Origin of the sequence: Arabiibacter massiliensis, assembly GCF_902386925.1 — a bacterium.
GTDB lineage: Bacteria > Actinomycetota > Coriobacteriia > Coriobacteriales > Eggerthellaceae > Arabiibacter > Arabiibacter massiliensis.
The window spans coordinates 103058-121157 of sequence record NZ_LR698996.1; the positions used below are offsets into that span (position 1 = coordinate 103058).

13 protein-coding genes are annotated in these 18100 nt (G+C 67.7%); 11 read left to right on the forward strand and 2 right to left on the reverse strand.

Translation table 11 applies throughout. The annotated features are described in order from the left end of the window. The first annotated feature begins 10 nt into the window (after positions 1–10). The 4 genes from fabG to FX134_RS00470 all read left to right on the forward strand — a co-directional run bounded on the left by fabG (position 11) and on the right by FX134_RS00470 (position 5257). Positions 11–775: a 3-oxoacyl-[acyl-carrier-protein] reductase gene (gene fabG / locus FX134_RS00455; protein WP_080797029.1), complete on the forward strand. Its 765-nt coding sequence runs from the start codon at positions 11–13 to the stop codon at positions 773–775. Then, the gene (fabF, locus tag FX134_RS00460; protein WP_080797030.1) at positions 772–2061 is read left to right on the forward strand and encodes a beta-ketoacyl-ACP synthase II; all 1290 of its coding nucleotides are present in this window, start codon (positions 772–774) and stop codon (positions 2059–2061) included. Before fabG ends, fabF begins: the two co-directional genes overlap by 4 nt. A 204-nt stretch (positions 2062–2265) precedes the next feature. Then, entirely contained in the window at positions 2266–2715 is a 450-nt protein-coding gene (gene fabZ, locus FX134_RS00465; protein WP_080797031.1) for a 3-hydroxyacyl-ACP dehydratase FabZ, read from the forward strand. Positions 2716–2734: 19 nt separating this feature from the next. Then, positions 2735–5257 (forward strand): acetyl-CoA carboxylase carboxyltransferase subunit alpha, encoded by a 2523-nt coding sequence (locus FX134_RS00470; protein ID WP_080797032.1) that lies wholly within the window; start codon positions 2735–2737, stop codon positions 5255–5257. A gap of 54 nt (positions 5258–5311) precedes the next feature. Here the strand turns inward: FX134_RS00470 and FX134_RS00475 are convergent, their stop codons facing one another. Continuing rightward, on the reverse strand, positions 5312–8560 hold the full coding sequence (locus tag FX134_RS00475) for a DEAD/DEAH box helicase (RefSeq protein ID WP_080797033.1): 3249 nt from the start codon (positions 8558–8560) through the stop codon (positions 5312–5314). A 252-nt stretch (positions 8561–8812) separates the two neighbouring features. On the opposite strand from FX134_RS00475, the gene FX134_RS00480 reads away from it, so the two are divergent. Both FX134_RS00480 and FX134_RS00485 read left to right on the forward strand, forming a co-directional pair. Continuing rightward, the gene (locus FX134_RS00480) at positions 8813–9550 is read left to right on the forward strand and encodes an SH3 domain-containing protein (protein WP_080797034.1); all 738 of its coding nucleotides are present in this window, start codon (positions 8813–8815) and stop codon (positions 9548–9550) included. Positions 9551–9611: 61 nt separating this feature from the next. Next, positions 9612–10691: a GNAT family N-acetyltransferase gene (locus FX134_RS00485; protein ID WP_080797035.1), complete on the forward strand. Its 1080-nt coding sequence runs from the start codon at positions 9612–9614 to the stop codon at positions 10689–10691. On the opposite strand, the gene FX134_RS00490 is transcribed toward FX134_RS00485, so the two are convergent. Further along, positions 10631–11224 (reverse strand): NUDIX hydrolase, encoded by a 594-nt coding sequence (locus FX134_RS00490; protein WP_080797036.1) that lies wholly within the window; start codon positions 11222–11224, stop codon positions 10631–10633. The genes FX134_RS00485 and FX134_RS00490 overlap by 61 nt on opposite strands. A gap of 358 nt (positions 11225–11582) precedes the next feature. Here FX134_RS00490 and FX134_RS00495 point away from each other — a divergent pair, with 358 nt between their 5' ends. The 5 genes from FX134_RS00495 (at position 11583) to cas8c (ending at position 18093) form a co-directional block, all read left to right on the forward strand. After that, on the forward strand, positions 11583–12827 hold the full coding sequence (locus tag FX134_RS00495; protein ID WP_080797037.1) for a HipA domain-containing protein: 1245 nt from the start codon (positions 11583–11585) through the stop codon (positions 12825–12827). Positions 12828–12952: 125 nt separating this feature from the next. Further along, positions 12953–13153, forward strand: coding sequence for a helix-turn-helix domain-containing protein (locus FX134_RS00500; RefSeq protein ID WP_143412103.1), 201 nt, complete (start codon positions 12953–12955; stop codon positions 13151–13153). 99 nt (positions 13154–13252) lie between these two features. Beyond that, on the forward strand, positions 13253–15550 hold the full coding sequence (gene cas3, locus FX134_RS00505; RefSeq protein WP_172623321.1) for a CRISPR-associated helicase Cas3': 2298 nt from the start codon (positions 13253–13255) through the stop codon (positions 15548–15550). Positions 15551–15604: 54 nt separating this feature from the next. Next, positions 15605–16270, forward strand: coding sequence for a type I-C CRISPR-associated protein Cas5c (cas5c, locus tag FX134_RS00510; protein WP_080797039.1), 666 nt, complete (start codon positions 15605–15607; stop codon positions 16268–16270). Next, complete coding sequence (gene cas8c, locus FX134_RS00515) at positions 16267–18093, forward strand: type I-C CRISPR-associated protein Cas8c/Csd1 (protein WP_080797040.1); 1827 nt, start codon at positions 16267–16269, stop codon at positions 18091–18093. Before cas5c ends, cas8c begins: the two co-directional genes overlap by 4 nt. Positions 18094–18100 lie beyond the last annotated feature (7 nt).

Genomic DNA, 18100 nt, shown 5'->3' on the forward strand with positions numbered 1-18100 from the left:
GCGAACCCCTATGACCGACCAAACCGAAACACCGCGCAGAAGCGCGGTCGTCACCGGCTCGAGCCGCGGCATCGGCCGCGCCGTGGCCGAGGAGCTCGCGCGCGCGGGCTTCGACGTGTGCGTGAACTGCTCGAGCGAGCGCGGCCTGGCCGGCGCGCAGGAACTCGCCGACAAGCTTGCGGCCGAGCACGGCGTGCGCGCCATCGCGGCAGCCGCCAACGTGGCCCGCGCGGACGAGGCCGAGGCGCTCATCGCGGCGGCGCAGGAGGCCTTCGGGCGCGTGGACGTGCTGGTGAACAACGCCGGCATCACGCGCGACGGCCTGATCGCGCGTATGAAGGAGGAGGACTTCGACGCGGTGATCGACGTCAACCTCAAAGGCACGTTCAACTGCTGCAAGGCGGCCGCGCAGCGTATGATGAAGCAGCGCTACGGGCGCATCGTGAACCTCTCGAGCGTCGTGGGCGTGGCCGGCAACGCGGGCCAGGCGAACTACGCGGCCTCGAAGGCGGGCGTCATCGGGCTCACGAAGTCGCTCGCCCGCGAGCTGGCCGCGCGCAACATCACGGCGAACGCCGTCGCGCCGGGCTTCATCGAAACCGATATGACCGACGCGCTCTCTGAGAAGCAGCGCGCGACCATCGTGGAGCGCATCGCGAGCAAGCGTTTGGGTGCGCCCGAGGACGTGGCGGCGCTCGTGCGCTTCCTGGCAAGCGAGGAGGCCGGCTACGTAACCGGGCAGGTCGTATGCATCGACGGAGGGATGTCGCTATGAGCGAGAACAGTACGGGTGCGGCGTCTGCGCGCCGTGCGGACGGCACGCACCGCGTGGTCATCACCGGCATGGGCGCGGTGTCGCCGGCCGGCGTGGGCGTGCAGGCGCTCTGGGACGCGGTCATGGGCCGCGTGTGCTGCATCGGGCCGGTCACGCGCTTCGACACGGCCGACTACGACGTGCATATCGCCGCCGAGGTGCGCGATTTCGATGCCACTGAGCACGGTATCTCGAAGAAGGAGGCGCGCCGCTTCGAGCGCTTCGTGCAGTACGCCATCGTGGCCTCCGACGAGGCCATGGCGCAGGCGGGGCTCGATAGGGAGGCCGAGGACGCCACGCGCATCGCGTGCGTGTTCGGCACGGGCATCGGTGGCATCGACGAGCTGCAGAGCGGCTTCTTCACCTTGGCCGAGAAGGGGCCCAAGCGCGTGAGTCCGCTGTTCATCCCCACGATGATCGGCAACATCGCGGCGGGCAACCTCTCCATCCGCTACGGCCTCAAGGGCGAGTGCCTGAACGTGGTTACCGCCTGCGCCACCGGCGCGCACTCCATCGGGGCGGCCGTGCGCGACATCCGCCACGGCTACATCGACGCGGCGCTAGCCGGCGGCTCGGAGGAGTCCGTCTCGCCCATCTGCCTGGCCGGGTTCGCGAACCTGGGGGCGCTCTCGAAGGCCGAGGATCCTTCCCAGGCGTCGCTGCCCTTCGACGTGCGCCGCGCCGGCTTCGTGGCGGGCGAAGGCGCGGGCGCGGTGGTGCTCGAGTCGCTGGAGCACGCGCAGGCGCGCGGCGCGAAGGTGCTCGCCGAGGTCACGGGCTTCGGATCGACCGGCGACGCCTACCACATGACGGCCCCGGAGCCGAGCGGCGAGGGCGTGGCGCGCGCGATGCGCCAGGCGCTTGAGGAAGGCGGCTTCACGCCGGCAGACCTGGGGCATCTGAACGCCCACGGAACCGGCACGCCTGCGAACGACGCCACCGAGTCTAAGGCGCTCTTGGCGCTCTGCGGCGAGGAGGCGGGGCGCGCCGTGCCGGTGACCTCGGTGAAGGGCACGACGGGCCACACGCTGGGAGCTGCGGGCGCCATCGAGGCGATAGTCACCGCGCTCTCGGTGATGAACGACTGCGTGCCGCCTACGGCCGGCTTCGCCGAGGCCGACCCGGAGTGCCCGGTGAGGGTGGTGACGGAGGCCAAGACGGACTACCCGCAGAAGGTGGCACTGTCGAACAGCCTTGGCTTCGGTGGACACAACGCCTCTTTGGCTATTTCGCCGTATCGGGGGTAGTTCTACCTGCGGGGCGGGCGGGGAGGCCGTGCAGCACTCCTCGCACACTTCGCGAAAGCTCGTCGTACTGCACGGCCTCCCCGCCCTCAAGCGGGGCAGACTCGCTGGTCGACGTAGGGCAAGGGCTCTGCCCTTGCCGCCGACCGAGGCCGCAGCGTCACCGAGGTGCGGGCAGTGCGTTTTTGAAGGAAAGAAGGAGTCAACATGGACATCGAATATCCTTGCGGGCGGGACGTCGTTCAGGCGGTGCTGCCGCATCGCGATCCGTTCTTGTGGGTCAGCCGCGTCGTGGCGTGCGAGCCGGGGGTGCAGGTGACCGCGGAGCTCGACGTCGATCCGGCGCTGCCGCTGTTCGCGGGCCACTTCCCCGGGCATCCGGTGCTGCCGGGCGTCATCATCATGGAGGCGCTCGCGCAGGCGGCCTCGTTCTGCATTCTGGTGGAGCGCGGCGCGGAAGGCTCCATCGGCTTCCTTACCGGCATCGACGGCGCGAAGTTCCGCCGCCAGGTGGAGCCGGGCGAGACGCTCACGCTCAAGGGCCGCATCGTGAAGTCGTCGTCGCGGCTGTGCGTGGCCGAGGTGGAGGCGAGCGTGGACGGCCAGGTATGCGCCACCGCCACGCAGAAGTACGTGCTGGCGAGGGCCGAGGCGTAAGGGCTTGAAGGAGCATCCGATGAAGAGTGCCAAGCAGGACTACATCACCATCGCGTCCGACGGGACCGTGCTCGCGGCGGGTGCCGCGCGCGAGGCCGCGGAGGGGCCCGAGGCCGCCGACGTCGCCTACCGCCTCCCGCGCATGGCCGAGGAGGCCGCGTCGTCGATGCCGGTCGCCCCGAACGCGCTCGATGCGGCGGACATGTCCGAGTACACCGCGGTCCCCGCGTCGCTGGCATCGTCTGCTCCCAAGCCGGCGGATGACGGCGCTGCGGCGGGCCCTCGTCCCACAGCGCTCGTCATGGCCCGCCCGAAGACGGCGAAGCGCCTGCTCCAGGCCGTGTCCGATGCCGGGTTCGCTCCCTGCGCCGTCTACACGCAAGACCATCGCTTCGACGCGCACCTCAAGACCGCGCCCCTTGCGGTCTGCTTGGGCGAGAAGTATTCCGATGCGCTGTTCTGCAACGCGTTCGCCGTGCTCTCGGCGGCCGAGGAGTGCGGCGCGTCGACGGTGCTTTTGTGCGACGAGGCGCTTCCGCTGGCCGAGGTGGACAGCTTCCTCGCCCGCGCCGCCGCCCGCGGCATCCGCGTGTTCCGCCCGCTCAGCGCGGACGCGCCGCTGCTGGGATGGGTGCTCTGCACCACCGGCAAGCCGGCGTTCGACGGAGGCGCGTGGCGCACCTGCCCGCACTGCGGCCTCAAGTTCGACGAGGCGAGCCTGGCCGCCGGGCACTACGCATGCCCCTCGTGCGGCGGCTACCTGCGCATGTCTTCGGCCGAGCGCATCGACGACACGCTCGACGCGGACAGCTTCGTCGAGTGGAACCGCTCCGTGCCCGAGTCCGATCCGCTCGGCTTTCCCGGCTACGGCGAGAAGCTGGCGGCGCAGCGCGAGAAGACGGGCCTGGACGAGGCCGTGCGCACGGGCGAGGGCCGCATCGCCGGCCTGCGCCTGGCCATCGGCATCATGGAGTCGCAGTTCTTCATGGGCTCGATGGGCTCGGCGGTGGGCGAGAAGGTGGCCCGGCTCGTGGAGCGCGCCACCGACGAGGGCCTGCCGGTGGTCGTGTTCACCGCGTCGGGCGGCGCGCGCATGCAGGAGGGCCTCGTGTCGCTCATGCAGATGGCGAAGGTGTCGTGCGCGCTCGAGCGTCACGGGCGGGCGGGGCTGCCGTACTTCTCGGTGCTCACCGACCCCACCACCGGCGGCGTGACCGCATCCTTCGCCATGCAGGGCGACGTGATCCTGGCCGAGCCGCGCGCGCTCATCGGCTTCGCCGGGCAGCGCGTCATCAAGGACACCATCAAGCAGGAGCTGCCCGAGGGCTTCCAGACGGCCGAGTTCGCGCTTGAGCATGGGCTCATCGACGCCATCGTGGAGCGCGGCGACATGCGCGCGACGCTCGCGCACCTGCTGGCGCTGCACCTGGCCACCGCCACGTCGAACCGCGTGGAGCACGAGCCGGGCGACCGCGACATCCTCGTGAGCTACGAGGCCGTGTGCGAGAACCTGGCGCACGGCACCGACACGTACAACACGGTGACCTACGGCGATCTGTCGGTGGGCTCGCCCCTGTCCGACGCCGCGGGCTGGGCGCCCCAGCGCATCGGCGCGCGCCTCGCGCAGCTGGCCGGCAAGCTCGACCGCCGCAGCGCCACGATGCGCAAGCGCCTGGAGCGCGCCCTCAGCCAGGGCGGCTTCGATGCCGAGGCGGGCGTGTCGCTGGAGGACGCGTCGGCGCACGACGTGGCGGCGTCGTCGAACCGCGCCTGGGAGAGCGTGCAGCTGGCGCGCAACGTGCACCGGCCGACGGCGCTTTCCTACATCGACGCCATCGTGGACGGCTTCGTGGAGCTGCACGGCGACCGGGCTTTCGGCGACGACGCGGCCGTGGTATGCGGCCTCGGCTGGATCGGCGGCCGGGCCGTCACGGTGATCGCCCAGGAAAAGGGCGCGGACCTCAAGGAGCGCATCGCGCGCAACTTCGGCTGTCCTCAGCCCGAGGGCTACCGCAAGAGCCTGCGCCTCATGCGCCAGGCCGAGAAGTTCGGCCGCCCGGTGGTGTGCCTCGTGGACACGCAGGGCGCGTTCTGCGGCATGGAGGCCGAGGAGCGCGGGCAGGGCAACGCCATCGCCGACAACCTCGTCGGGCTCGCGGGCCTGCGCGTGCCGGTGGTGAGCGTGCTTCTGGGCGAGGGCGGCAGCGGCGGGGCGCTCGCGCTCGCGCTGGCCGACCGCGTGGCCATGCAGGAGCATGCGGTGTACTCCGTGCTCTCGCCGGAGGGCTTCGCGTCCATCCTCTGGAAGGACCGCACGCGCGCGCCCGAGGCAGCCGCCGTCATGAGGATGAGCGCCGCCGAGGTCCGGCAGATGGGCATCGTGGATGCCGTGCTCTCCGAGGGCCCCGCGCCCGCGCACGAGAACCCCGAGGCCGCCGCCGAGCAGGTGCGCGCCTACGTGTGCGCCGCCTTAGCCGAGCTCTGCGAGCAGCCCGCAGACGAGCTCTTAGCCGTCCGCCACGAGCGCTTCGCCAAGTTCTAGCGCGCGGATGTCCCAAAAGGGGACTGTCCCCTTTTGGGACATTGGAGCCGCCCGCTAGCTCAGCAGGTCGATGAGGTCCTCGCGGCTCAAGGAGGCGAGCGAGATGCCGCCCGCGCCGATGATCTGCTCGGCCAGCTCGCTTTTCGCCTGCTGGAGGCGCACGATGCGCTCCTCGATGGTGCCTTGCGCGATGACCTTCTGCACGCTCACCACCTTGTCCTGTCCGATGCGGTGCGCGCGGTCGGTGGCCTGGTTCTGCGCGGCGGCGTTCCACCAGGGGTCGGCGTGGATGACCACCGACGCCCCCGTGAGGTTGAGGCCGGTGCCGCCCGCCTTGAGCGACACGAGGAACACCGGCGTGCCGTCGGCGTTGAACGCGTTCACCAGGGCGAGCCGGCGCTTCTTCGGCGTGGCGCCGGTGATGGTGTAGTAGCCCGCCCCTGCGGCGTCGAGCCGCTCCGCGATGCGATCGAGGAAGCTTGTGAACTGGGAGAACACGAGCGTTTTCTCGCCGGCGTCGCGCGCGGAGCCCACGAGCTCCATGATGGCGTCGAGCTTGGCCGCGGGTCCGTCGTAGTTCTCGTAGAGCAGGCGCGGGTCGCAGCACAGCTGGCGCAGCTTCGTGAGCTCGGCGAGCACCTCCACCTTGCGCTGGTCGAAGGAGCGGTCGTTCTTGTTCTTGCGCTGCGCGGTCAGCTCCTCGCGCAGGCGCTGCTCGTGCGCGGCGTACAGGCGCAGCTGCTCGCCCGTAAGCGGCGCGTACACGATGGACTCCAGCTTGTCGGGCAGCTCGCGCAGCACGTCGGTCTTCAGGCGGCGCAGCATGAAGGGCCCCACGGCGGCCTGCAAACGGCGCGCCACCTCCTCGTCGCCGCCCACGACGGGCGACTCGAAGCGCTCTCGGAAGCGCGGGTAGGGTCCCAGAAGACCCGGCATGAGGAAGTCGAAGATGCTCCAGAGCTCGCTCAAGCGGTTCTCCATGGGGGTGCCCGTGAGCGCGAAGCGGTGGCGCGCCCGCACGCGCTTGACGGCGCGCGTGGTGAGGGCGGCCGGGTTCTTGATGTACTGCGCCTCGTCGAGCGCGCAGCAGAACAGCTCGCGCTCCGCCCACGCGGCCGCGTCGATGCGCAGAAGGTCGTACGAGGTCACGAGTACGTCGCACCCGCCGCCCTCGAACGCCTCGCGACGCGCCTGCGCCCGCTCGCTCTTCGTGCCCGCCACGGCGCGCACGTCGAGCGCGGGCGCGAACCGCTCGAATTCGGCCAGCCAGTTGTACACGAGCGACGCGGGGCATACGATGAGGGAGGGGCCGACTGCGCGCGCCTCGTCGCGTCGCGCGAGCAGAAGCGCGATGAGCTGCACCGACTTGCCGAGGCCCATCTCGTCGGCCAGCACGCCGCCGAAGCCCGCGTCGCAGCGCGCCGAGAGCCAGCGGAAGCCCTCGGCCTGGTAGGGGCGCAGGACGCCCGCGAGCGAGGACGGCACGTCGTAGGCGCGCTCGTCGGCCGCGCGGAAGCCCTCCACGTAGCGCGTGAACGAGCGGTCGCGCGCAAAGTCGGCCTCCTCGTCCAGGTAGAACGCGCGGTAGGCGGGCAGCTCCACCGAGCCCGACGCCAGCTCTTTGGCTGTGATCCCCAGATCGGCCGCCAGGCGGTCGATCTGCGCGAGGTCGAAGTCCTGCAGATCGAGGAACACCCCGTCGCGCAGCCGGTGGAACCGCTTGCGCTTGCGGTAGCTCGCCAGAAGCGCCGCGAGCTCGCGGGCGGGCAGGTCGCCCGAGTCCACCGTGAGGTTGATGAGGCTGCCCGCGAGCGACACGCCCAGCGTCACGCGCGGCTTCTTGTCGCGGATGAGGCGGTCGAACGCGGGCGTGGTGAACACCGAGCCCAGCGCGCGGAACTCCGCGAGGCCGCCGAAGAGAAGCGCGCCCACGGCCTCGTCGTCGGCGAGGGGGAGGGAGGCGTCCGGCGCGTCGAGGTACTTCGCCGCCAGCTCGCCCGCACGCGCCTCCAGGCGCTCGTCGCGCAGCGGGGCCGGGCCCTCTTTGCGCCCGGGCGCCTCGCCGTTCTCGAAGCCGAACAGCAGATGGCGCGTCCTGCCATAGGCCGCCCAGGCGTCGCAGGTCACGCGCGCGTCGTCGCGATCGAAGAAGAATTCCAGCTGGCAGGGCACGGGCTTGTACGCCGCGATCTCGGGCGGCGCGTCCACGTGCAGGTGCGCCTCGATGGCCGGCAGCGCCGCCGCGCAGAAAAGCGGCATGTCGGCTTCGGCCACGTACAGGTCGTCCTCGCTGCTGTCGTAGACGTTGCGCAGGAAGTCGGCGCATCGGGCGAATTCGGGCGAGCAGTCGTAGAACAGGCCGTCCTTCCACACGTAGAGGCGCTCGCCCTGCGCGGCCAGGGCCAGAGGATCGGCGCGCTCGATGAGGTAGCCGCCCCGCTCGGAGGGGCGCAGGGCGACGGCGATGCGCGGATCCTCCTCGACGACATGCGTGCGCACGCACCGCCGCGCGCCGCGCTCGTCCTCCTCCACGGCGAACTCCCGTCCGGCCAGGAGGTCGAGCAGCTCGACGGCCTCGGCATCCGAGAGCTCCAGATCGCGTCCCACCACGTTCGAGGAGCGGTAGCGCCAGTACGCCGCCGCGCTCGTCTGCTCGCGCAGGGCCACGGCGCGGTCGAGGAAGCGCGCGATTTGTCGGGCGTGCTCGGTGAGCTGGGCCGGCACGTGGTGGAACGCGAGCTTCTTGCCGTAGGAGAAGAACTCGCCCGCGCGCATGCGCTCGATGAAGTCGGAGATGCTCTTCATCACGTAGGAGCCCTGCGGCCCCGAAAGGCGGAAGCGCGCCGACCACGAGCGGTAGCCGCAGGCGAGCGTCGTCTCGATGTCGACGTTCCCGGCCGCCCCTTGCGCGCCGGCCAGCCGCTCCGCGCGCTTCATGAAGTCATCGATGCAGGCCGAGGTCGTGCGCGTGCGCTGCGCCTGGTAGCCTAAGAACCGCTGGGGTGCGCGGATGTAAGAGAGCATCAGCGCCGCGCAGTGCTTGCACATGCCGTCGTACTCGCGGTAGGCGGGGCAGGTGCAGGAGTAGTCCAGCACGATGCCGCTGTCGTCCTCGAAGCACGCCGACGTGCGGTAGCGGTCGTCCCAGCCGCTGCTCGAAGCCACGAATGCGGAGAGCGTGGTCTCGTCGCCGTCGTAGCGCACCTGCTTCGTGAGGATGTTGCGGTCCGAGGCCGCGATGGCCCGCGCCCGCGCGAGCGCCCGCTCGTTGCAGTGCCGGCCTATCTCGTGTTCCGAAACCATGCGCGCCTCTCGCCGTGCGTCCTCCCGCCCTCCTGGCGGCCATCCTGCCATTGTACCGCAGGGGAACGTTTGTTTGCGAGCGCGCGCGGCGTTTTCACAATGCCGTCTGTCTGCCCCGCCCGCTTCGTCTCATTCAACGATCAGCTGAATGAAGAGAAGCAGGCAGGAAAGCGGAGGCGGCTGCCCCATAATCTCGGGGGAAGGACGCGCGGGCTTGCCATGCGCCGCGCGACGATGAGAAGGAGAGTTCGCATGAAGCTGAAGGATATCGCCAGGCTCGCGTTCGGCACCGTGGGCGGCGCGATCGTGCTCACGACGGCCATCGCCGTGCCGTGCGCGTTCGCCGAGGAGGGCGTCACCACCATGGCCACCACCGCTCCGCTCAACCTGCGCGACGGGGCGAGCATCGATGCCAACATCGTGACCACCATGCCCCAGGGCACGTCGGTGCAGGTGTTCGGCATGACGGCCGACGGCTGGTACGATGTGGAATACGACGGCCGGCGCGGCCATTGCTGGTACCAGTACCTGAACTTCGAGGGCACGGCCGAAGGCACCGTGCATGACGGCCATGTGACCGACATGTACGCCACGGCGCCGCTCAACGTGCGCGCGCAGCCCAACACCGGAGCGCAGATCTACGGCTCGCTCGCCGAGGGGCAGTACGTGCCGGTGATCAGCAAGCACGACGGCTGGTTCAAGGTGAGCTTCAACGGCCAGGAGGCGTACTGCTACGGCGAGTACCTGGGCTTCGGCCAGACGGGTGCCGCGTGCCAGGCGACCCCGGCCGAGGACGTGTCGAACAGCCACATGAACGACCTCACCGCCACGGCGCCCTTGAACGTGCGCGCCGAGCCGAGCACCGACGCGCGCATCCTGGGGTCGTTCTCTGCCGGCGAGGTCGTGGGCACGATCTCGGTGGAAGGCGACTGGTACAAGGTGAAGTACGGCGATCAGGCGGGCTACTGCTACGGCGAGTACCTGAAGTAGGCGTTCGCCGAAGCGTGCTAGAATGGGGGCCTTGTCAGCCTCGTTTCGAGAAAGGCCCCTCATGAAGATAGCCGTCAGCTCCTGTCTGCTGGGAGAGCCGTGCCGCTACGACGGCCGGTCGTGCCCGGACGAGGCCGTGCGGTCGTTGCGCGACGTGTCGGGCGTCGAGCTGGTGCCCCTGTGCCCGGAGGAGCTGGGAGGACTGCCGACGCCGCGCATGCCGAGCGAGATCGTGACGGCCGAGCGCGCCCTGCGCGTCGTGGACGCCGAGGGGGCCGACGTGACGGACGCGTACCTGGCGGGCGCGGCGAAGGCGGTGGAGCGGGCGCAGGAGCGGGGCTGCAGGCTGGCCGTGCTGAAGGCGAAGAGCCCGGCGTGCGGATGCGGGCGCATCTACGACGGCGCGTTCTCGGGGACGCTCGTGCCGGGATACGGCGTGGCCGCCCGCGCGCTGCGGGAGGCGGGCGTGCGCACGGTGGACGAAGTGCTGCTCGCGGCGTGCCTGCGCGCGAGCGAGGCGCGCCGTCCGGGGCAGCCGGTGGCACTGCTCGCGGCGACGTCGGCGGAGTGCCCCGCGCTTGAGACCGGCCGGCTCGTGCTGCGCCCGCTTGCGTCCGGCGACATCGATGACGTGTTCGCCTACTGCAGCGATCCGGCCATCGGCCCCGACGCCGGATGGGCCCCGCACCGCACGCGCGAGGACTCCCGGATGTTCGTGGAGGTGATCGCGCGCGAGCCGCATGTGTTCGGCGTGTTCGAGAAGACGGGCGAGGGGGCGACGGGGCCGTGCATCGGGTCGATCGGCCTCATCGCCGATCCGCAGCGGCGCAACGTGGACTGCCTCATGCTGGGCTACGCGCTCGCGCGCACGGCATGGGGGCGCGGCTACATGACCGAGGCGTCGCGCGAGGTTGTGCGCTACGGCTTCGAGGAGCTGGGCCTGGGGATGATCTCGTGCACGCATTACTCGTTCAACGAGCGCTCGCGGCGCGTGATCGAGAAGGCGGGGTTCGTCCATGAGGGGACCCTCCACGCTGCCGAGGCCGCGCCCGACGGCATGCTGCAGGACCTTGAGACGTACTACCTCACGCGCGAGCGCTGGGTGTCGATGCAGGCCAGCTTGTCGATGAGCTTGCGGTAGACGCGCTCGCGGATCCAGGGCTCGTTCGAGGCGGCGAGGGCGTCGTCGAGGCTGAACCAGCGCACGCCGCCGTTCTCGTCGGGCTTGGCGCGCAAGGGGGCGTCGGGCGAGGCTACGGCCAGGTAGGTGACGTTGAGGTGCAGGTGCGAGCCCACGTAGCGGCCGCGCTTCTCGTGCCCGTCCACGGTGAGCACCTCGAGCGAGAAGATGCCGCCCGGCCCGCACGAGTCGACGAGCCGCGCGTCGGCGACGCCCGTCTCCTCCTCGAGCTCGCGCAGGGCGACGCGGGCGAGGTCGCGCTCGCCGTCTGCGTGGCCGCCGATCCAGCTCCACGAGTCGTAGAGGTTGTGGTAGACCATGAGCGTGCGCGCCTTGGCGGGATCCACCGTCCAGGCGGAGCACGTCATATGCGCGAGCGACGTGCGCTCGAACACGTGCGGGTCGCGTTCGAGCTGCCGCAGGATGACCGCGCGGTCGGCTTCCTCCTGCTCGTTGAACGGCCGGTAGGCGCGTATGTCGTCGATGAGTGCCATGGAGGCATTGTACGCGGTCGGCGATGCCGGGGCAACGGGAGCTTCGCAGCCTTTCATCCGCGCCCGAGGCCGGGACGGCGCAGGGCGCAGCAGAATCTCAGATTCGTGGCGGTTTTTTCGCTAATCGATCATTTGGAGGCGTCGGATTCCGCCCCGGCGCGGCCACCGGCCCCACGCCCGTGCATCGCCCCAGTTCAGCTAGGCGGCGTTTTTCGCGTCCGTCCCGACGGTGCTAGGCGATGATCGATTAGCGTCAAAAACTGCCACGAAAGACCGGTTCGCGTGCGCGCAGGGTCGGGCCGGCGGGAGCCCCGGGGGGGGGGCGTGGATGCGCTGCCCTCATGCTACAATTGCACCTATGATACGCGAGAGCGACATATACGAGCTGCGGTTGTTCGATCAGGTGCTGATCGTCTTCCGCATGTCGCGCGGCGAATACGGCGATCTTTCGGTCGAAGTGCTCTCGACCGATTCGTCAGCCAATCGCCTCCTTCCGCTCTCGTTCGCCGGCGAGGCGACCGATGAGCGTCTCTTCGAATGGATCCGCCGGCGCCGCATCCCGAAGAACCGCGCCTATGTCGACGAGATCCTCAAGTCATGCGGTATCGAATCCGACGACGCGAAATCGATCATCGACGTGAGCAAGGGCCTCTCGCTCAACGACTCCTACTGGGTCGTCCCCCAGGGTCTCGAGGGCACGTTCGCCGAATGGAACCTCTACGAGAACGAGATGAGCACGGCCCTGCAACTCGTCGCGTACACGGGGGTCGCCTCCGACGCGCTCGCCGACGGCGGCATCCCGAGCGAGCTCACCAACAGCGGCATGTTCCCCAAAGCGTGGCGCGCGAGGGGGTCTAAGCGCTTCCTGTACAAAGCCGGCCACCTGTTCGAGGGCGCGAACGTGGGCAAGGAGCCCTATTCGGAATACCTCGCTTCGCAGATCGCGTACCGCATAGGTATCGACGCGGTTCCGTACGATCTGGCGTTGTGGAGAGGGAAGCTCTGCTCGACCTGCGAGCTGTTCTGTTCGAAGGATGTAGCGTTCGTTCCCTTCGGCTTCGCGGTTTCCTCCGAGCGCTTCAAGAACATGAACCTGCGCGAGGCGCTCGCGTATTTCGCGGGTCTCGGCGAGGGGGAGCTTGAGAAGTTCAAGTCGATGCTCGTGTTCGATGCGCTCATCTGCAACGAGGACCGCCACATGGGAAACTACGGCGTGCTGCGCGACGGCTCCACGGGCGTCGTGCAGGGGATGGCGCCGCTGTTCGACCACAATATGGCGCTGTTCGCGGGGGCGATGCCCGACGAGCTGAACGTGGGCGCGATGATGGGGAAGGCCTCGATCGGCCGTGGCGCGTTCGCCCCCTCGCTCGACGAGCAGGCAGCCCTCGTGATCGGCCCCGTGCAGAAGCAGCAGCTGGAAAGACTCGACGGATTCGCGTTCGAGCGACACTCGGTCATGGACGAGTTCGAGGAAGGCGATACCCGCAACTTCTTCAGCGACGAGCGCATAAGTATCCTGAACGATTACGTGGCTCGCCGTGCCGAGACGCTTCTTGCGCTGCCGACCGTTGATCCTGAGAAGATATTGGGAGATATCGGGTAAACTGTCTTTGTCGCACTTTTGGTGCGTGGATTGAAACATTTGTTTGTTGATTATGGTAGCGCGAGGGTCAACGCGATTGCGTTGACCCTCGCGCTGTGGTATTGTGTGCTTGTCAAAGAGCAAAAATGTCCATAATCACCAATCAAATGAAGGAAATTATGGCGAACACACTTGTTGATACCAATGATGCCGCCAAGTTGCTTAATCTTTCGGCTCGCCGAATGCGACAGCTTGCTTTAGACGGTAATGTAAAAGCCGAAAAAATCGGAAACTGTTGGGCTTTTGACATTGAAGATCTCAAGAGATACCGAAATTTAGAACAATAACAATTTCTTTTTCTCGCTTGACCCGATAGTGGGACATGCGATGAAAAAGGAAAGTATATAATCATTCTATTGCTAAACATTTCAATGAATGGGTGTCCCATGACCGAGTACTACGCGCATACCGGTTCTGATCCTGATGACGTTTCCACGTGGCAGACGCTTTCGGAGCATGTGAACGAGGTGGCACGACGGGCCGAGACGTTCTCGGAGAAGTTCGGCATGGGGATATGGGGTCGCGTGCTGGGATTGCTGCATGACGCGGGAAAGGTGAGCGTCGGATTCCGGAAGCGTTTGGAGGGCGGCAAGTCGGTCGATCATTCGACGGCGGGAGCGAAGGTCGCTATCGAGCGATACGGAATGTGCGGGCAATTCATGGCCTACGCGCTCTGCGGCCACCACGGAGGGCTGCCTAACGGCAAAATTTGGTCGGAATGCCCGCGTTCCCTGATGGGATCCTTGCGCAAGCCGCTCAAAGATCGCCTCGACAGTGAGGTCGAACCGTACGATGCCTTCTTCGAACTAGTAGAAGCGGGGGAAGTCAGCCTTCCCGACCTTGCGCAGTTAGGGGCTCCTATTCGCTCTGGGCGAACGTTCGAGGGTACTGCACGCAAGGCGTTCTCGATGTTCGTACTGGAGCATTTCATATATTCCAGCCTGGTCGATGCTGATTACCTGGACACCGAGCGCTTCATGACGCCCGAGGCCGCGGAAGCGCGCGAGGCGCGGGAACTCGCCAGCATGGAAGAACTCCTGGTGAAGCTCGAAAGCCACATGACTGAACTCATGGGCAAGGCAAGCGATACGCCGGTCAATCGAGCACGCCGCTCGGTGTACGAGGATTGCCTCGCAACCGCCGTGCGGCCTTCCGGACTCTACACTATGACGGTGCCGACCGGCGGCGGCAAGACGCTCAGCTCGCTGGCCTTCGCCTTGCAGCATGCGGTTGAACAGGGGATGGAACGGGTCATCGTGGCCATACCCTATACCAGCATCGTCGAACAGACGGCCGCCACGCTCAAAGCCGTCTTCGGAGCGGCGAACGTGCTGGAGCACCACTCCAACTACGACTTCCGCGACCTCGACGGCGAGGAGAAAGTCAAGCAGCGCCTCGCCGTCCAGAACTGGGACGCGCCCATCGTGGTGACGACGAACGTGCAGCTGTTCGAGTCGCTCTTCTCGAACAAGCCGGGCAAGAGCCGCAAGGTGCATAACATTGCGCGAAGCGTCATCATCCTCGACGAGGCGCAGACGCTTCCCGACGAGCTGCTCAAGCCCTCGCTCGCCATGCTCGAGGAGTTGGTGGCGGGTTACGGCGCGAGCGTCGTGCTGTGCACGGCCACGCAGCCGGCGCTCGAAGGGCTCTGGCCGTTCGGTGCCGAGCCGCGCGAGATCGTGCAGCGCCGCGACTCGTTCGACGAGGCGTTCGGCGGGCGGGTGGCCTACGAGTCGCTCGGCACGATAGAGGAGGTTAACCTCGTTGATTGCATCGTCGACTGCCACGAAGTGCTCTGCGTGGTGGGTACGCGCGGCCTCGCTCGCACTATCTACGACGATGTGGTAGCTCGGGCAGTGGAGCGTGGTGACCTTTCGGACGCCAAGCGCGCGTTCGACAAGGGGTTCTTCCATCTGAGCGCTTTCATGATCCCGGCCCACCGCAGCGCCATGCTCGAGCGCATCCGCAAGCGCCTGAGCGACAAGGAGCGTTGCGTGGTCGTGTCCACGCAGCTCGTGGAAGCGGGCGTGGACGTCGATTTCCCCGAGGTGTACCGCGAGCTCGCAGGGCTCGACTCCGTCGTGCAGGCCGCCGGGCGCTGCAACCGCGAAGGACGCCTGCCGGGCGCGGGCACGGTGCACGTGTTCGAGTTGTCCATCGACGGCGAGCGGCAGAAGACGGAAACGTGGCTCGAGAAGATGAAGGGCATCGCCCGCGACGTGGTCCGCGAAAACGGCGGGAAAGTCGACGAGGGGTTGATTCCCACGTTCTTTAAAACGCGCTACGACTCCGAATGCCTCGACGCCAAAGGCATCTTCCAAAAAACGGCCACGAAGGACCTGATCTTGGACGGATTCAAAACCATGCCGTTCGAGCAGTGCGCCCTGGATTACCGCATCATCGAAGATGATTCCGTCCCCGTGTTCGTGCCGTGGGGCGTCGAAGGGCGCGCGCTCCTCAAGGAGCTGCTCGGAAGCGAGAGCCCTGCGGGCATGGCCATGCGCCTGCAGCGGTTCAGCGTGGGGGTGCCCATCTGGAACATCGATAAGTATAAAAAAGCAGGCGCCGTTGAAGAGCTTGAGCCGTTCCTCATCTTGAAAGAGGATGGTTGCCGATCCTTCTACCGGGAGGATGTGGGGCTGGTCGCGGTGGGAGAGGAGGCTCTCGAGCTGCTGAGCTGCTGATACAGGGGCCGCCCTTGCGAGCGCGGCCAGGACGAGAGAGGAAGGAGGTTCGATATGGGATATGGCATCAAGGTGCTTGCGCAAGGCCCCCGGGCGTGTTTTACGCGACCCGAGATGAAGGCCGAGCGCGTCAGCTACGACGCCATCACGCCGTCGGCGGCGCGCGGGCTTATCGAGGCCGTGTACTGGAAGCCGGCGATCCGCTGGCACATCGACCGTATCGAGGTGCTCAACGAGATACGCTTCGACACATTCAGGCGCAACGAGCTGGGCGGCAAGCTGAGCTACCGCAACGCCAAAGGCGCCATGGAGCGCGGCGAGGAGGTGTACGCGACCGCCAACGACGACCGCCAGCAGCGCGCGACGATGTATTTGAAGGATGTCGCATACCTGATCGACGCCCATTTCGCGTTGACGGAGCAGGCGGGGGAGGACGATACGGTGGAGAAGCACTACAACATCGCCCTGCGCCGCCTGCGCAAGGGGCAGTGCTTCAACCAGCCTTACTTCGGCTGCCGCGAGTTCCCCGCCGACGTGTCGCTTGTGGAGGGCACGGAAGAGCGTCCCGCGTCGTTCTACGCCGGCTCCGGCGAGCGGGACCTGGGGTTCATGCTGTTCGACATCGACTTCGATCATGACATGGAACCCCAGTTCTTCCGCGCCTCGATGCGCGACGGCGTGATCGACGTCGCCCGCGCGCGCGAGGCGGTGGTCAGATGATCCTGCAAGAGCTCAACAAGTACTACGAGCGGCTGCTGGCCGACCCGGAGCGCGATGTGCCCGCCCGCCATTGGAGCGTGGAGAAGGCGGCGTGGGAGCTCAGGATCTCCCGCGACGGCAGGCTGCTGGGCGCGCACCCGCTCACGTCGGGCGCGGGCAAGGAGCTGCGGAAGTTCATCTCGCTGCGCGTGCCCGAGCATGCGACGCGCAGCGGAACCGGCATGCTGCCGTTCTTCCTGTGCGACAACGCGGCCTACCTGCTCGGCTATGACGAGAAGCGCGGACCCGAGAAGCTGGCGAGCGCGCGTGCCCTGCACGAGGCCGTGCTGGGCGAGTGCGACGACGAGGGCGCGCAGGCCGTGCTGCGCTTCTTCGAACGCGAGGATCGCGACGCCGACCTCGACGAGGGCGTGCGCTCCGATCTGGCGGAAGGCGGCGGCTTCGCGGTGTTCCGGCTGGACGGCGACCGAGATCGGCTGCACGAACGGCCTGCGGTCGTTGCCGCGTGGACGTCCTACTGCGAGGACCGAACGGCAGGCGAGGTGGTGGGCCAGTGCGCCGTCACGGGCGAGGAAGGGCCGCTCGCGCGCCTGTTCCCCCAGGTGACCGGCGTTCCCGGAGCGCAGTCGGCCGGAGCGTCGCTCGTGTCGTTCAACCTGCAGTCGTTCGAGTCGTACGGCAAGTCGCAGGCGTACAACGCATCGGTCTCGGAAGCGGTAGCGTTCAACGCCGGCTCGGCGCTTCGGCAGCTCTGCGCCGACCGCTCGCATCGGGTGCGCCTTGGCCAGACGACGGTGGTGTTCTGGGCCGACCGCCCGGCACCGGCGGAGGATCTGGTCATGCTGGGGATGCTCGATCCCGACGAGCTTGACAGGGCCGAGGATCAGGATGCCGTGCAGGAGGTGCGTGCGGCGCTCGAGAGCATGGAGCGCGGGCTTCCCCTGACGGGGGTCGACACGGAAACGCGCTACTTCGTGCTGGGGCTCGCGCCCAACGCGGCGCGCTTGGCCGTGCGGTTCTTCGAGACGGACACGCTCGGCCGCATGGCCGAGAGCTTCGGCGCGTTCCTGCGCGACGTGTCCATGGCCGACGTGCGCGCCCGCTCGCTGCGTACGCTGCTGCAGCAGACGGCGCCCATGGGTTCCGCCGACCAGCTGCCCTCGACGCTGGTGAACGGCTGCATGGAGGCTATGCTCACCGGGCGCGCGTTCCCGCAGGCGCTCTACTACGAGGTGCTCTCTCGCATGCGCTCCGACCATGCGCGGCGCAACTCATGGGACATGGGCCAGCGAGCGGCGCTGCTCAAGGCGTGCCTTGTGCGCAAGGCGCGGCTCGGGGCGGACAATTCGGATGGACGAAACGGCGCTGAGCGCGTCGACGGAGAAAGGAGCCTGGACATGTATCTGGACAAGGAAAGGACTAACCGCGGCTACGTGCTGGGAAGGCTGTTCGCCGTCATGGAGCACGCGCAGCGAAGCGCGCTCGGCGAGGTGAATGCGACCATCCGCGACCGCTACATCGGGGCCGCCTCCACGACGCCTGCCCGGGTGTTCCCGCACCTGCTGCACAACACGCAGCACCATCTCTCGAAGCTGAGCAAGTTCAATCACGGGCTCTACGTGAAGTTCGAGAAGGCGAACGACGAGATCATGGCGATGCTCGACGGCTCCGTTCTGTTCCCCAAGACGCTCGACGCGGAAGACCAAGGCGAGTTCTTCGTGGGGTACTACCAACAGCGCGTCGACCTGTGGAAGAAACACGACGATGAGGCCGATGCGGCGGCGGACGCCGACGGCATCGACGACGAGACCGAAACCAACTAGGAGGACA

Coding starts and splice junctions, on each gene's coding strand:
- fabG (WP_080797029.1), top strand. CDS start 11: ATGACCGACCAAACCGAAACACCGCGCAGAAGCGCGGTCGTCACCGGC.
- fabF (WP_080797030.1), top strand. CDS start 772: ATGAGCGAGAACAGTACGGGTGCGGCGTCTGCGCGCCGTGCGGACGGC.
- fabZ (WP_080797031.1), top strand. CDS start 2,266: ATGGACATCGAATATCCTTGCGGGCGGGACGTCGTTCAGGCGGTGCTG.
- FX134_RS00470 (WP_080797032.1), top strand. CDS start 2,735: ATGAAGAGTGCCAAGCAGGACTACATCACCATCGCGTCCGACGGGACC.
- FX134_RS00475 (WP_080797033.1), bottom strand. CDS start 8,560: ATGGTTTCGGAACACGAGATAGGCCGGCACTGCAACGAGCGGGCGCTC.
- FX134_RS00480 (WP_080797034.1), top strand. CDS start 8,813: ATGAAGCTGAAGGATATCGCCAGGCTCGCGTTCGGCACCGTGGGCGGC.
- FX134_RS00485 (WP_080797035.1), top strand. CDS start 9,612: ATGAAGATAGCCGTCAGCTCCTGTCTGCTGGGAGAGCCGTGCCGCTAC.
- FX134_RS00490 (WP_080797036.1), bottom strand. CDS start 11,224: ATGGCACTCATCGACGACATACGCGCCTACCGGCCGTTCAACGAGCAG.
- FX134_RS00495 (WP_080797037.1), top strand. CDS start 11,583: ATGATACGCGAGAGCGACATATACGAGCTGCGGTTGTTCGATCAGGTG.
- FX134_RS00500 (WP_143412103.1), top strand. CDS start 12,953: ATGTCCATAATCACCAATCAAATGAAGGAAATTATGGCGAACACACTT.
- cas3 (WP_172623321.1), top strand. CDS start 13,253: ATGACCGAGTACTACGCGCATACCGGTTCTGATCCTGATGACGTTTCC.
- cas5c (WP_080797039.1), top strand. CDS start 15,605: ATGGGATATGGCATCAAGGTGCTTGCGCAAGGCCCCCGGGCGTGTTTT.
- cas8c (WP_080797040.1), top strand. CDS start 16,267: ATGATCCTGCAAGAGCTCAACAAGTACTACGAGCGGCTGCTGGCCGAC.